General features: G+C 39.3%; 12 protein-coding genes. 3 read left to right on the forward strand and 9 right to left on the reverse strand.

Going from position 1 to position 15,439, the window contains the following annotated elements; all coding sequences use genetic code 11:
• Window positions 1-76: 76 nt before the first annotated feature.
• From H4J54_RS05350 to H4J54_RS05375, 6 genes are all read right to left on the reverse strand, one after another.
• A complete protein-coding gene (locus tag H4J54_RS05350) occupies window positions 77-715 on the reverse strand; it encodes a response regulator transcription factor (protein ID WP_182189885.1) in 639 nt (212 codons plus the stop codon).
• Window positions 712-1,434 (reverse strand): sensor histidine kinase, encoded by a 723-nt coding sequence (locus tag H4J54_RS05355; RefSeq protein WP_182189886.1) that lies wholly within the window; start codon window positions 1,432-1,434, stop codon window positions 712-714. The genes H4J54_RS05350 and H4J54_RS05355 overlap by 4 nt, the downstream gene beginning before the upstream one ends.
• A complete protein-coding gene (locus H4J54_RS05360; RefSeq protein WP_182189887.1) occupies window positions 1,424-4,768 on the reverse strand; it encodes a serine/threonine-protein kinase in 3,345 nt (1,114 codons plus the stop codon). Before H4J54_RS05360 ends, H4J54_RS05355 begins: the two co-directional genes overlap by 11 nt.
• A 22-nt stretch (window positions 4,769-4,790) precedes the next feature.
• Window positions 4,791-5,693: an FHA domain-containing protein gene (locus tag H4J54_RS05365; RefSeq protein ID WP_182189888.1), complete on the reverse strand. Its 903-nt coding sequence runs from the start codon at window positions 5,691-5,693 to the stop codon at window positions 4,791-4,793.
• A gap of 30 nt (window positions 5,694-5,723) precedes the next feature.
• Window positions 5,724-6,569, reverse strand: a complete 846-nt coding sequence (locus H4J54_RS05370; protein ID WP_220464281.1) for a DUF6689 family protein — start codon at window positions 6,567-6,569, stop codon at window positions 5,724-5,726.
• Window positions 6,570-6,720: 151 nt separating this feature from the next.
• Window positions 6,721-9,186, reverse strand: a complete 2,466-nt coding sequence (locus tag H4J54_RS05375; protein WP_182189889.1) for a S8 family serine peptidase — start codon at window positions 9,184-9,186, stop codon at window positions 6,721-6,723.
• A 638-nt stretch (window positions 9,187-9,824) separates the two neighbouring features.
• Here H4J54_RS05375 and glsB point away from each other — a divergent pair.
• Window positions 9,825-10,757, forward strand: coding sequence for a glutaminase B (glsB, locus tag H4J54_RS05380; RefSeq protein WP_182185367.1), 933 nt, complete (start codon window positions 9,825-9,827; stop codon window positions 10,755-10,757).
• Between the two features lie 9 nt (window positions 10,758-10,766).
• Here glsB and H4J54_RS05385 read toward each other — a convergent pair whose 3' ends face one another.
• The gene (locus tag H4J54_RS05385) at window positions 10,767-11,426 is read right to left on the reverse strand and encodes a hypothetical protein (protein WP_182189890.1); all 660 of its coding nucleotides are present in this window, start codon (window positions 11,424-11,426) and stop codon (window positions 10,767-10,769) included.
• Between the two features lie 208 nt (window positions 11,427-11,634).
• On the opposite strand from H4J54_RS05385, the gene H4J54_RS05390 reads away from it, so the two are divergent.
• Window positions 11,635-12,363, forward strand: coding sequence for a YebC/PmpR family DNA-binding transcriptional regulator (locus H4J54_RS05390; protein WP_182189891.1), 729 nt, complete (start codon window positions 11,635-11,637; stop codon window positions 12,361-12,363).
• 112 nt (window positions 12,364-12,475) lie between these two features.
• On the forward strand, window positions 12,476-13,486 hold the full coding sequence (gene ltaE / locus H4J54_RS05395; protein WP_182189892.1) for a low-specificity L-threonine aldolase: 1,011 nt from the start codon (window positions 12,476-12,478) through the stop codon (window positions 13,484-13,486).
• A 154-nt stretch (window positions 13,487-13,640) separates the two neighbouring features.
• Here the strand turns inward: ltaE and H4J54_RS05400 are convergent, their stop codons facing one another.
• Both H4J54_RS05400 and mazG read right to left on the reverse strand, forming a co-directional pair.
• Window positions 13,641-14,441: an enoyl-CoA hydratase-related protein gene (locus tag H4J54_RS05400; RefSeq protein ID WP_182189893.1), complete on the reverse strand. Its 801-nt coding sequence runs from the start codon at window positions 14,439-14,441 to the stop codon at window positions 13,641-13,643.
• A 59-nt stretch (window positions 14,442-14,500) separates the two neighbouring features.
• The gene (mazG, locus tag H4J54_RS05405; protein WP_182189894.1) at window positions 14,501-15,301 is read right to left on the reverse strand and encodes a nucleoside triphosphate pyrophosphohydrolase; all 801 of its coding nucleotides are present in this window, start codon (window positions 15,299-15,301) and stop codon (window positions 14,501-14,503) included.
• Window positions 15,302-15,439: the final 138 nt, after the last annotated feature.

Here is a 15,439-nt window from a genome sequence, read left to right on the forward strand (position 1 = left end):
ACAAGGAGCATCTCAAACATCAAGGCATTAAAGAATCAGGATAAACCCCTATAAGGCATAGGGCAAACCACCTGATTTATAGCAATAAGTGGTTTTTAGCGGCATAGCGCACTAGTTCTGCGGCATTAGCGACATCAATTTTGTCTAATACTTTTCCGCGATGGTTTTCTGCGGTTTTGACACTAATATCTAAAGAACGAGCGATTTCTTTCGTGGTTTTACCTTCAATGATCAAGTGAAACACTTCACGTTCACGATTAGTCAGATTTTTATAAGGGTCTTGCCAACTTTCTGCTGGTTTATTGTATTGAGTAGCTAAAACGCTAGCGGCATACTGGCTGAAATAGGTTTTTCCTTCAGCCAAGGCTTTTACCGCATCAATTAATTCATCACTCGCACTATCTTTTAATAGATAACCTGAAGCTCCTGCTCTAACCATATGTATGACATATTCCTGCTCTTCATGCATGGTAAGCACTAGCACTTTAGACTCAGGCAATTGCTCGTGTAAGCGTTTAACCGCTTCCATGCCATTAAGTACCGGCATACTTATATCAATAACAATAACGGTAGGCCTTAATTCCAGCGCCTTTTTAATGGCTTCTACTCCGTCTGCAGCCTCAGCCACAACACGAATATTTTCATCTTTGCTTAATAAACTGACCAGACCATGACGTAAAATAGTATGGTCATCAGCAATAAGTACACTGATCATGACATTTCTCTTCCTGTCACTAACACCTTGATTTCGCAACCTTGGTTAGGTGATGAATGAATGGTTAACTGGCCACCAAAAGCACTGACCCTATCTCGCATAGCGCCCAAGCCGAAGCCATCTGGGTTATCTTCTGTACCAATAGGCATGCCAACACCGTCATCTTCTATTTTGATCATTAACAGTTTACTGGTTGCTATTACATTTAAGGTAATAGTTTTAGCTTGAGCATGTTTAATCGCATTAGTTAGCGCTTCTTGTATGACACGAAAAGCTAAGGTTTGCGTATCGCTATCTATCTCGGTATTTATCTGATGATGAAATTCAATTTCTACCTCTTCTGGCTCGCCCATTATTCTCACTAACCATTCTAAGGCGGGGATAAGGCCAAGATCGTCTAAAATTCTGGGTCGCATTAAACGAGAAATAACCCGAGTATCAGACAAGGCTTGGCGCGCTAAATCAATACTTTCACTTAAGGCTATTGCCGGTTCGCTCTTTTGTACTTGTTGTAATTGATTGATTAAAGCGGTTAAGAGTTGTCCTACACCGTCATGTAATTCTCTGGCTATATGCTTGCGTTCATCTTCTTGAACACGCCAAACACGCTTAGCTAAGCCACGCATTTGCTCGTTACCAGAATATAACTGTTGAGATATTTGTTTTTGCTTTTCATTCAGTTGTGCAACTAACTTAGCCACGTCCATATTATTGCTCATAACGAATTATTTCCTTTAGCGAGTCATTAAATTGAAAATAATTTTGCTTTTCTAAGAAGTTTGATGACATTTCTGTTGGTAAGTTTACAATCAAATTTTTAAGTTTTTGACGAACTTTCGCATGATATTTCTCTGGATTTTTCTGCTCTACAATCGCCAATTGCGCGCGTATACGGTCAAATTGAAAACTTCGCCAATAATCGCCCATTTTTCTTAATAAAAGATCAGCTTCTCTCAAGGTACTTTTTAAGTCAGTCCATGCCTGTGAATAATATTGTTGCACCGCTAGTAGCTCTAAATACTCAATATATTGATATTGATAAAGACCAAAATCTATTTTTGCTAATGGCGCCAAATTGGCACGAATATCTTTACTTCCCGCACGCAACGCTTGTTTTGCTTGCTCGATTAACGCACGGATATAAATGACTTGATGAGCGTGATCGGCAACAACATCCTGCTCTACCCAAGCTTTACTTATAACACTTGTTTGATTTTGATTGATTAAAAACTGGTAAGTCGCTTTATATTCTTTATTTCCATAGGTTGAGACTATAGTGCTAATTTTAGCCAGATGTTCTTCTGCTTTTTTAATATCACCCAATTGCAGAGACCAGTCAGCTAACCAAAGTCCAAGCTGTGCGATAGCTCTAACATCATGCATTTTTGTTGCTTCATCATAAAGCGCTTTCAACTCTGTTATGCTCGATTGAAAGTTACCTTGTAAAAAAGCCAATTTAGTTAGGTAGCTGTGTGATACCAGCGATTCTTCAGTGCTATTAAGCTGATTAGCATCTGCTAAGGTATTATTAAAAAGGTGATAGGCATTACGCCAATTACCTTTCGCTAGCTCCAACTGACCTAAGTTTTGTCTGACATGAATAATGCCGATTGGAAATTGAATTTGCTGATATAACTGCTCTGATTGACGCCAATAAACCAGAGCATGCTCAGGGTCAAGCAACATAAAATAGCTATAACCTATATTGTTCATACTCTCTGCTTGCAGCATTAAGTTACCTAAATCAACACGAATATTTAAGGCCTGACGGTAATTCTCTAAAGCAATTTGGTACAAGGCTTGTTCCTCAGCCAAATTGCCAAGTTCATTGTAAATATTTGAAAGACCTTCCTGATCGTTTAACTGCTGATAAAGATCTAAGCTTTCTTTTAAATATTGTTCGGCTTTTTGATATTCGCCAATAGCTACATGCATCGGAGCTAAATTTGTCATTGTCGTAGTGGCGCCTGCTAAATCGCCACTACGCCTTCTAATCGCCAACGCTTCTTGATAATAGTCAAAAGCTAATTTTGTTTCACCTAACTGCTCGTATACCACGCCAAAAGCATTTAGGGCTTCACCTTCTTTATATTGATTTTTTAGTTTCTTTGCTGTGACTAGTGCTTTAACAAAATATTCATTCAGTGCTTTTTCAAAATCCCCTTGTAAAAAGGCTGCTCTGCCTAACATAAACCAAGCTTTGGGATGATTAGCATCAATGTTTACCACGTCCAGTAATAGCGATTCCATTTTTTGATGCTGTTCAATTAAAAAATAAAACTCCGCCAACATCATTTTAAGTTCAGTGTTATAAGGAAAGGTATTTACTAAGACTAAGTAGTCAGTTTGTGCTTGCTCAACTTTACCGGCTAAATCATTTAATCGTGCACTAGCAAGTTTTGCCGTATAAGAATTAACTGTACTAAACTCTGCAGCCTTACCGTAAGCTTGCTCTGCTTCTAAAATTAAGTTTTGGGCAAGGTTAAGCTCACCTTGTTGTAGCCAAGTTTGCGCAGACTCTGGGTTATCACTCAGTATTGGGGTAAGCGCTAGTTGTGCACTCGCAAAATCCCCTTGTGCGATAAAAACTTTAATAGCAAATAAGTCAATCAGCGGATTAGGATCAAGTGATAAGACAGGCGTGGCATTCGATTCTAAAGCTAAGCGTTTTTTGAAGTTATCTACAAAATGAACCGAAATACTTTGCCAGTTTTTTTCGTCAAAACCTTGTCGAAGTAAGGTTTCACGATGGATCTTAAAACCATCAACAAAGATCAATTCAAACTGTATCTCCGTTGCTTGAGTACCAGCAACAATCGTTTGTGGACTGATCAGTAAATCGACTTGTAGTAAATCAGATACTAGCTCAATTTTACTGTCATCTAACGGTAACTTTATACCTAGTTGCGCTAATAGTTGCTTAAGTCTCGATTGCTCTATCACTCGTAAATTGGGAATTTCATTTAATTGATAATTTAAATAATTAGCAAATGTTTGATCAAACTCTTCGTCTTTGGTCGATGTCGGCAATATGGCGACAGCGAAATGACTTTTAGCACTAGACTTGATTGCTTTCGGTAAGCTGTACAGCCAAGTCGTAAGAATCGCCCCAACCAGTAAGAGTGCAAAAACACCATAAAATATAGCGGTTTTACTTGACGTTTTTTTGTCGTTTGTTAACGCTATGTATTCTTGTTCTGCCAGTGCGATATTTAATGGGCGTGATGCACTATGAGCTGAAATTAAAGATAACAACCAGGATTTAAGCACATTAATTTCAGCATTTTCTGGCTTAAACTTAGGCTTGTGGAGTAACTTACTCTGTATAATTTCATCAATAGAATCCCCCGTAAACGGTAAGCAATGGCAACAGAGTTGGAAAATAACAATACCTGCAGCATATAAATCTGTGCTGGCATTAATTTTACCTGATTGCAGGTATTCAGGTGGCGCATAGTGCGGCGTGCCCATCACGCTGGCCGCAGCACTTTCCTTATTCAGCACCGAGAGGCCAAAATCAGCAATATAAAGCCGTTCTGAGGTGTCTATCATGATATTTTCGGGCTTAATATCTTTATGCGTTATGCCCGCTTGCTGTGCAAAAGCTAAACCACTCAGTAGTTGTTTAATAAAATTTTTGACTTGTTTGATCGATAGAGATTGACTAGCAATAATTTCTTCTAAGCTACTACCTTCTATCCAATCCATGGTTAAGAAGTGTAAATCTTGATGCTGATAATATTCATGGACGCGGATAATATTAGGGTGACTAAGTTGGCGAACTAATAATAGTTCATTTTTAAAGTCAGCTAAATTTTTTTCATTTTGGCTAAGAGATTTATCAAGCACCTTAATCGCAATAACAGCATCGAGTTGCTGATCATACGCGCTATAAACACAGCCATAACGCCCTCTACCTTGCAGGCTTTTAATCACAAAGCGACCAGCAAGACATTCACCTATGGCCAGTGAATTGTCAGGTTGAATGATTTGCGTTGTCTGTGGTGATACTTCAACAGACTTAATTAATTTTGGCTTTTCAGGAGTGCTCATACAGCCTATTTATTAATAAAATTTAATGGCACAAATTAAGCAAACTAGCGTCTTTTTTACCTGATATCCGTATTGAGTCATCATCGAGAATTTTTTGCAACGAATCAATCGATTGTTGCAGTAATATTGCTTGAACTGATGTTTGAATTTGCTGGCTCATGGTGCTTAAAATTTCGATATCTAATTCAGTAAGTACTTTATCAGATATTTTACTGTCAGTGTAAACAACACCCACAACTTTATCATCATAGAATAGAGGGATGCAGGCTAATGCGGATATTTTTTTGGTTTCTATACTCTTACGTGCGCTTAACAGTTCATGGCGAGTAACATCCATGGCAATAACCGCTTGCCCGGACTCAAAACAGCGAGTAATAGCGCCGACACTGCCTTCGAATTTAGCTAATTTAAAATCAGCTAATTGCATGCCATGAGCAATACTAACTGTCAGAGTTTGTAGCGTTTCACCTAATAGAATTATGCCACGCTGAGTGCCGGTTAACATGATAATATTTTGCAGTTGTGCCGACAAATTATGTTGTAAGTGCTCTGTTAAAGGGGTTGATATGGGTGATTGGCTATTGGATAAACGCCATTGATTATGGGTAATAATAGCATCAAGCTGTTCAGATGATTTTGTTTCAAATAAGCAGTCTAATTCACCAATCGAAATTAATGCATCCGTATTTAAAGTGGACTGAGTAATGGCAATACCATTGACTTTTGTGCCGTTGCGACTGCGCTCATCATTAAGTTGCCAAATTTTATTTGTATGCGCAACTTTAGCATGTTGGCGAGAAACCGTAGGGTGATCTAATAAAAGTTCACATTCATTTGAGCGCCCTAAACGGTAGCCACTGTCTTCATAAAGAAAACTTTCTACTGCTGCTTGGTTAGGATAACAAACGGTAATTCTAGCTGGCATAACAACACCTCTATATAAAAAATGGTTGCGTTACTTAATTAAACGCAAACTAAATCGCAAGGTCTTTGAGAATGCCATCAACTCACCGGCAATATTACGAATATCTCGGCTTGAACGCCATACATCTGGAATATTAATGCCACGATTGTCGTTAATACGACGATTAAACTCATTAAGCTTATTACTTGCCGTGTTGTAATCCTGTATTGATATCAACTGATTAATGTCGTTCATATCTTGTAATAACGCTGAATAAACCGCCGCATTTATTTGCGGAGAAAATTCAGTTAGCGCGGTTTGTAAATCATTGATTTTTTGTTGAACAACCACTAGCGGTGCACGTAAATCAGCCACAATTATAAATTGAGAAAATTTGCCTGTTGTGCCACGAGTACGCAAGCTTCCAGAGCCTAATGTCTCGGTAATATCTTTAAAATCCCCGTTTAATGGTGCTTTAAAAAAGCGAAAAGGCGTGCCGGCAGTATATTCTAGGTTATGAGTATGTAGATCTATTGTCGCAACACCCGAGAACGAAAATCCAGTATTCGCTTTAGGTTCAATGGTGATCATCATTGGAAAGGCCGCTGCAGGGGTAATACTTAACCCACTAGGTAAGCGGTCAATAATGTCTAATGAGGTAACATCGATTAATTCTGCACTTAATCCTAAACTCTCTTTAGTTAGGCCGACTGCATTTTCAAACTGTAAGGTAAGGTCTGCAGAAATATCACCGGGTAAATGAACAATAACTTCTACTTTATTACCCTGCACGTCGACCGATAATGGTTGGGAAGCGAAAGATAAGGTACTAAAAAAAATGGCCGTTGTGACCAAAAATTTAGTCGTTATATTTTTTATAGTTTTTATGTGCAACATAGTTTTTCCTCTAAATGCGAGCCTGATGTTTTACTCAGGCTTTTTGTAATCTTTACTTACAGAAATTACTTTGAAAGTAGACAATTAGCAAGCTTTAAGCTACAAAAAACCAACCTAATATAAGGTTGGCGATTGTATTTGCAACTAACGATTAACGTAAGTAGCTATCATATGCTCGACCAATAATAACGGCATAGTCAGCACGCTTAATGTTATTAGCTGGCTCAAAGTAAGCAACTACTGTAGGTGATAAGTCGTAAGGTCCTTGCTCAAGTGCAAAACGTACACCCATTAATGACATATCGATAGCCGCTTGCACATAACCTTTTAAGACAGGTGTTACAGAACTTGAGTCCATCACAGTAATGCGCTCACCGTTGTAATCAACCGTTATCTCACCAGAAAAGTTTAATGCTTGTGTTTCTAACCCTAGGCCTTGCACTAATGAGTAAGCTAATTCTTGCTTACTGACATTTTTTCGAGGGGTAAATTCACTACCATTAGATAACATAACTGGCCATTGATTTTGTACTCTATCTTTTAGCGCAGAGCCAAGTGTTGTGACTGCATCTACAAAAGGAGCATATTGACTGCTAACATCAGTAAACGCTGGTTTTTGTTCATTCAATAAATCACGTTGCTGCCTAATTGACAGGCCCATGACTAAAAATTGAGCTAAATCTTGACGTGTTAAGTTAGCATCCGGACGATAAGTCTTATTGTTTTTGCTATCAATTAAACGCTCACTGACCGCAAATTCAATCGCGCTTTCAGCAGGATGGTTGGAAATATCATTCAAGCCTTCATATCCACCCGAGGTTAAAATTGCAATATCACCCTCGATAAATTCAGGAATACCTGGGCCATTAGTGGTGCCTGTTGGATCAGCTTGTACACCTGACAAAGAGGTTATGCCAAAAGCAGACAGTTTCCATTCTCCGGCTTGTGCTGGTGCAGAAACTCGCATGGTGCTGCTCAAGACTGGTGTGGTTAAGTTACCAAAATATACGGTTCCGTCTGGCGCCTCCAATTTAAGTTTAACCAGATTGGCAAGCGTTTCAGATGAAGCACTAATCCATGCAGCATCATCAGCCACATTAAATAGATGTACTTCGGGTTCACCCACAGGTGAAAATAAAACACTAAATGATTCAGGCGTTTTATCATCAATAATGATCGCATTGGCATTAAATGTATTGAGGTTATTTACCGTAGCACTATTTTGCTCGTCATAAGCTAATGCACCGGCTACCGCTGCATAAGCATTGACATGTCCAGCGCCCACTTCCCAAGATTGATAACCTGGCATATTAGTGGCCGTTTGTTGAATAATGGCTTTTATTTGTAAATTTGTTAAAGCAGGATTAGCTTCTAACATTAAGGCAACAATGCCCGCTACATGTGGCGCTGCCATGGACGTACCCGAAATTCTGGTGTAAAAAGGTAAGTATTCGTTTTCAATAACGCCAACATCGTCAGCACCACCGTTAGAGGCTATATTGGTCTTAGCGCGGGTCGAAATAATATCAACACCCGGTGCAACAATAGTGACTTCGTTCTTATAGGTCCAAGATGAGCCATCAGGCATAGTGAAATCGCCTGTTTCACCACGTTTTCCACGCGATGAGAAATCAATTAAATCGCCTTGCTTAGTACTAGCACCTACCGACATACCCCAAGGGATTTGAGCATATGGGTTATGAGTGTCTTCGCCTGCACCACTATTGCCAGCAGCAAATACTGAAATTATGTCTAGTCTGTGAGCTTTATATGACGCTAAAGATATCGGGCCTGCAGGGTCATACTTTCCACTAGAACCCCAAGAGTTACTCATCACACGAATGGGGGAATTAAAGTCCCAAATACTACTAATAGCAAAATCATAGCCGCCTAGAGCATCTAAAATAGAAAGACCCGCGCCTGAGCCATAACCTACAATGTCAGCACCGGGTGCTGCACCTTTATATTTACCGTCAGAGTGTGTACCCCAACCGCCAACCGTACCGGCACAATGCGTACCATGACCAACATTTAAGTCTGTATTAGGTTGGCCTTTAATCCACATTCCATCAACGCCTGTTAAAGAAAGTGCTTGAGCATGCGTGATGCCTTGAACATTTCCAACAACTTTAGTGCCAAATTCTAAATCATCTAAAGTCGCATCTATACCAGAGTCGTTAACAATGACGGTAACGCCCTTACCGGTAAATTTCATACCATTTTTGTTTTCAAATTTGCTTGATTGTAATTTTTCTACACCAGTTATCTCTCGTGCTTCTGCGTTGTAATATTCCAACGAACGGTTAGCAAATACAGAACGAATACCTGGCATAGCCGCTAATTGATTAATTTGAACTGGACTCGCCATTACGCCAATAATAGGTAGTGATTTAAACTGAACACCTTGCGTTAATCCAAGGTTTAATAAGCTTTGCAGCTGGCTAGTGGTTAAAGCATCTAATTGATCATATGAAACCACAACCATTGCACTGTCGGTTGCTTTCATGTTTTGTAATTGTTGCTCTAATTGAGAACCAATAACTGCTGCAGCAGTTGCACTTAAGCTAATACCTGCGATTGACATGCTTAATGCAATGTTTTTTATTATAGATTTCATATTTTTATCTGCCTATATGTGAAAGTATATTTTATTTACCCTTTCATTTAACTCGAACTTAGCTGGTAAGACCATCAGGAACACTCCCTATAACATGCAGGGGAAAACCCCTAGAAGGAATTTTTTTTGTACATAATATGAACAAAAAAAATATAATGGCTTGCTGGTAGATTTTTCCCTAAACCAAGTAGCTTATTTTATAATCTATAAATATGTGTTAGTTAGAGGTGCTGGTTAAGGTCTGCTAGCTTTTGTTTCTATTTTGTCTTAAAAAACAAAAATACGACTTAACCTGACGACTTTAAGGTGTAAAAATTGGATAAATCAAAAGTACCCAATAAAATTCTTACGCTTATATATCTGCATAAATAGTGCATTAAATAATGTCAAAACCCCATGGCAGCACAAAATAATAATAATAAAATAAAGCATAAATATTATTTAGTTGATGTTGCAACTGTCTAAAATAAATAAGCTTTTCATGCTAGAAGAGGAAAAGATAAAACAACAGGGTTAGGCATTTACCCCACTAAACATAGCAAGGCTAACAAAGCGCTAGGCATGTATCATTTTTTGTGCATAATGAAGGTCCCTCATGCATTATTGCAAGCTATTCAAAAGATAAACAAGTCCGTTATATGATAAAAGACATTTCCAACTTGCAGGTCAAATTACAAACCTTACTCGCAGCACAGCAAGAATTTTATACTCAAGGTAAAGTAGCCGATTACATTCCAGCCTTGGCTGAAGTCAGCCCAGAAAAGATGGGCGTTTGTGTTTCCACTATTGACGGTAAAACTGTTGGCGCTGGCGACTATCAAGAGCCCTTTTCGATTCAAAGTATTTCAAAAGTGTTTGGTTTGGTTATGGCAATGAACCGTATCGGCGATGACTTGTGGCAACGGGTTAATATGGAGCCGTCTGGGCAACCCTTTAACTCAATTATTCAATTAGAGTGGGAAAAAGGTATTCCCCGAAATCCAGTGATAAATGCTGGCGCCTTATTAGTGGCTGATGTGCTCACTAGCCACTTTTCTTCTAGTAAGTTAGCCTTTCTAAGTTTTATGCGCTCGATAGCTCATGATGACAGTATTTATGTCGACAACTATGTTTACCAATCAGAATTAGCCCATGGTAGCCGAAACGCCGCATTAAGCTATTTAATGAAAAGTTTTGGCAATATAGAATCGGAAATACCTGAGGTATTAAGTCATTACTTTACCCAATGTTCAGTCGCCATGAGTTGTGAACAACTGGCAACTAGCCTACTATTTTTAGCAAATAAAGGTATCGACCCCGTGTCTAAAGAAGCTATTTGCACGCCAAGAGATGCCCATCGAGTGAACGCGATATTATCCACTAGTGGTATGTATGATCAATCTGGCGAATTTGCTTTCTCTATTGGCTTACCCGCAAAAAGTGGCGTAGGCGGTGGTGTTATTGCGATAGTGCCTAACTATGGCGTTATTTGTACTTGGAGTCCGCCGTTAAATAGCTTTGGTAACTCAGTGATTGGCACAAATTTAGTGGCGAGTTTAGCCCAAGAGTTAGGCTTGTCTATTTACCATTAACACTATTCTCTAATACTCGCTCAATATTTTTTCTTCCAAAATATGCTGCGAGTATTGTCTTGATAATAAATCAGCCAGCCTTTTAAGGTAATATAAATAGCCATCACCATCATAGTTCGCTGATAATGGATTCATAAAACCATGTAAGTATTCACTTTGCTCAAGTGTGACGGTGGATTTGTCTCGTAAAACAGCGCGCAATGCAGCCACTGAAAAATGTGGCTCTGCGCTAGGTAAAATTAACCTAGTCGCAATTTGGGGTGTTAACCGAGTTAAGTGTCTAATTTTACTACTATAAAAACAAATAGCCCCTAAGCTTTGCTTAACCGCGCCTTGTGCGCATAACTGCCAAATAGCACTGCCGCCAACACTAAAACCCACCAACAATTTACCGCCTGATATTGCCAACAGCTTTTGCTCAAGTTTGTTAACGTACCCCTCTAAACTAACGTTTTCAATAAAGTACTGATAAGCGTCACGCTCACAGGTGAGTGATTTCGGTTGTTGTTGATAAGGGCCAACCATATGGCATTTAACGCCATAGGCTTTTTCCACGCCATCGGATTTTTCAACGCCAAGACCTTGCTCAAGGTTAGCAGTAACTTGCTGACATAAGTGCTTAAACTCATCGGTTAAACCAAAAATATCAGCGACAAAAATTATATTCAACAAAACCCTCCAATAAGTAACTAAGTTGTTAAGTACAGCTAACGTTGACAGAGAACACGAGTAAATAATTGACCTTAGTTAGGGGTGAATTTTACCTACTATTTTAAAATTTGAAAGCTCAAATGGGCTAAGTACTAGAAATAGCCGACACTACCCGTTAGAATCTAAGCTATAGCAATTCTAATTATCAGCAACGAGACGTATTCAGATGGGCAGAGCATACCAAAACCGTAAATTATCAATGGCTAAAACTGCAGGTCAAAAAACTAAAGTTTATTCAAAGTACGGCAAAGAAATTTATGTACTAGCGAAAAATGGCGGTGTAGACCCCGATGGTAACTTGGCTTTACGTCGGACTATTGAAAAAGCAAAGAAAGATCAAGTTCCTACACATGTTATTGAAAAAGCATTAGAAAAAGCGATAGGTGCTGGCGGCGAAGATTATGTAGCATCACGCTACGAAGGCTTTGGCCCAGGCAACTGTATGGTCATTATTGATTGTTTAACCGATAACGGCAATCGTACCATTAAAGATGTGCGTCAATGTTTTACTAAAACTTACTCAAAAATTGGTTCATCAGGCACTGTTTCACACATGTTTGATCATCAAGCACTATTTGCTTTTAAAGGTGAAGACGATGAAAGTGTGTTAGAGAACTTAATGATGGCTGACATCGATGTGACTGATGTTGAGCTTGAAGACGGTATTATTACCGTTTACGCACCACATACTGAGTTTTTCAAAATCAAAACAGAATTTGCCAACAGCATGCCTGAAATTGAACTCGAAGTAGAAGAAATTACTTGGGTACCACAAACCTATACTGAAATTTCAGGTGAAGACGACTTAGCTAATTTTGAAAAATTCATCAACATGCTAGAAGACTGTGATGACGTACAAAATATTTATCACAATGCTGAACTCGCTGAAGAATAACCTTCTGACAAAACTTATTGATTAAAGGTGTCTTAATCCATTTGACTAATAAATGGCGTTAAGATGCTTTTTTTAATCACCACTATCTTGCCCTAAAAACCTAAGGTGCCACATGATTGATTTTCGCTCTGACACAGTAACCCGCCCCAGTAAAGCAATGCGTACGGCGATGGCAAACGCTGAGGTAGGTGACGACGTTTATGGCGACGACCCTACGGTTAATGACCTTGAGTCTTGGGCAGCAGAGCGACACGGTTTTGCCAGTGCCATGTTTTGTAGTTCAGGTACACAAGCTAACTTATTAGCGCTAATGGCACATTGCCAAAGAGGTGATGAGTACCTTTGTGGACAACAAGCGCATAACTATAAGTTTGAAGGCGGTGGCGCGGCTATTTTAGGCTCAATTCAGCCACAACCGATAGCCAATGAGCAAGACGGCTCTTTATGCTTTAAAAAGCTTGCGGCGGCAATAAAACCTGACGACTCTCACTTTGCTCGTACTACCTTACTCAGTATTGAAAATACCATTAACGGTAAAGTCCTGCCGTTAACTTATATGGTAAAAGCGCGTGAGTTTACTCAGCAAAACAATCTAGCCCTGCATTTAGACGGTGCGCGAGTTTACAATGCGGCTAGCGCATTAAATGTCGATATTACTGAAATTTGCCAACACGTAGACTCAGTGTCTATTTGTTTATCAAAAGGCCTTGGCGCGCCAATAGGTTCGTTATTGCTTGGCTCACAAGCTTTGATAAAAAGTGCCAAGCGCTGGCGAAAAGTGGTGGGTGGCGGCATGCGTCAAGCCGGTATTATCGCTGCAGCAGCCAAAATAGCACTAGAGCAAAATCCAGAAAAATTAGCACAAGATCACATTAATGCGAAATATTTAGCGCATGCCTTAAACCAGTTTGCTGATATTTCAGTCAATCTGGAGCAAGTTGAGACCAATATGGTTTTCGCAAAATTCTCTGAAGCTGTTGATATGGCTAATTTGCTCGACAAATTAAAGGCAGATAAAATACTATTATCTGCGGGCAACCCTATGCGACTAGTCACTCATTTAGATATTGATAAAACGGCTATAGATAACTTTATTACAAAATTAAGCAGTGCGTTAAACTAAACATCTACTAGCATTAAAGTAAGCTAATAACTGTTTATGCATTAGCACTGAGTGTGAAGTTAAGTGTGAAGTTATGTGTCAAACGAAGAGTAAAAAAGAGTCATAACTAATACTCACAAAGGTTAACGCGTGAGTTAACCTTTGTGAGTCACTGTTATTTTGCCAGTTTTTCGATCATGGTATTTACTGCGCTCAAATGCTCTGGATTGTTATGACACATGCCTTGAAACACGGCACAAATATCAAGAAAATCGGGCAACTCTGTACGCTGTGCTAACTTCATTAAACGTTTTGTTAACCGTAACGACGCCACAGGTTTAGCCGCTATTTCGTTTGCTAGCTTTTGTACTCTTTCAAGTAGATATTCTGGCTCAACTACATCTAATACCACACCCATTTCTTTTGCCTCTAACGCATCGATTACACGGCCAGTAAAGGTTAACTCAGCGGCTTTTTGATAACCAATTAAGCGTTGCATAAACCAAGCGCCGCCATCACCTGGAATAATACCTAAGTTAACAAAGGTTTCACCAAATTTAGCTTTTGTTGATGCTATTCTCATATCGCACATATTAGCAATATCAAAACCCGCCCCTATTGCTGGGCCATTAACCGCCGCAATAACCGGTACTTCTAATTTGTGTAAAGCTAATGGTATACGTTGAATACCTTCTCGGTAACGTCTTTCTAGTGCTTGTACATCACCGGCAAAATCCCCAGTGCGCTCAGCCATATCTTTTATATTTCCACCAGAAGAAAACGCAGAGCCGTCACCGGTAATAATCAGCACAGCGATTTCAGGTGTACGATTAATCCATTCAACGGTATTGACAATATCGTCGGCAATGGCAGTACCCGTTAAGGCGTTACGCACGTCGTGGCGATTGAATGTTAAGGTGAGTACTTTATTGTTTAGCGTTATTTTACTGTCAACTAATGCGGGTAGTGAACTCATTTTTACCTCAATAATTTTATTAACTAAGCTTAACTAACCTTAACTCAGGTTAATTAAGCTTAGGATTTTTCAGAAACTTTCACTTGTTGCCAAAAGGCTTCAAGCTCGTCTAACGAATGTTGTTCAAAACTTTTATCCGCGCGATTAACTTGCGCTTCAACGCCATAAAAGCGCCGAGTAAACTTATTATTTGCTTGGCGCAGTAAAGCTTCAGGGTCTTGTTTAGCATGTCGACACAAATTGACTACCGCAAACATTAAATCCCCCAATTCTTCAGCTAAAGCGGTATCGTCTCGATGTAACTCCGCTTTGACCTCTAACACTTCTTCTTCAACTTTAGCAAAAACGTCATCAATATTATGCCAATCAAAGCCGACATGGGCACAGCGTTTTTGAATTTTTGCTGCCTGTGATAACGCCGGCAGATTACGCGGAATATCGGCTAAAATACTTAATTTTTTATCGTCATTTTTTTGCTGACGCTCTTTAATCTTCTCATTTTCCCAGTTAGCTTTGACTTGCGCCTCAGATTCAAAGTCACTACTCGCAAAAACATGGGGATGACGGCGGATCAATTTTTCACAAATAGCACTCAGCACACTGTTAAAGTCAAAACGCTTTTCTTCCTCACCAAGTTGGCTATAAAACACCACTTGAAACAATAAATCGCCTAGCTCTTTTTCCAGCTCAGTAAAATCTTCTTGCTCAATAGCGTCAGCTACTTCGTAAGCTTCTTCAAGGGTATGGGGGATAATAGAGGCAAAGGTTTGTTTCAGATCCCAAGGACAACCCGTTTCAGGGTTACGTAACTCGGACATGATCCAACGAAGTTTTTCTATTGAGGGTTTGTCATTCAACATTTTTAAATATCCTGCCTATTTATCTTGGCGCTATACAGCACCTACGACTTTGTATCGCTAATCTAGCATCCTAATTCATCATATTAAGCCAATATATTACATTCCTTAATATTAAGATATTGGTGATTCGTTATTGTA

Source organism: Colwellia sp. MB3u-8 (assembly GCF_014076985.1).
Lineage (GTDB): Bacteria > Pseudomonadota > Gammaproteobacteria > Enterobacterales > Alteromonadaceae > Cognaticolwellia.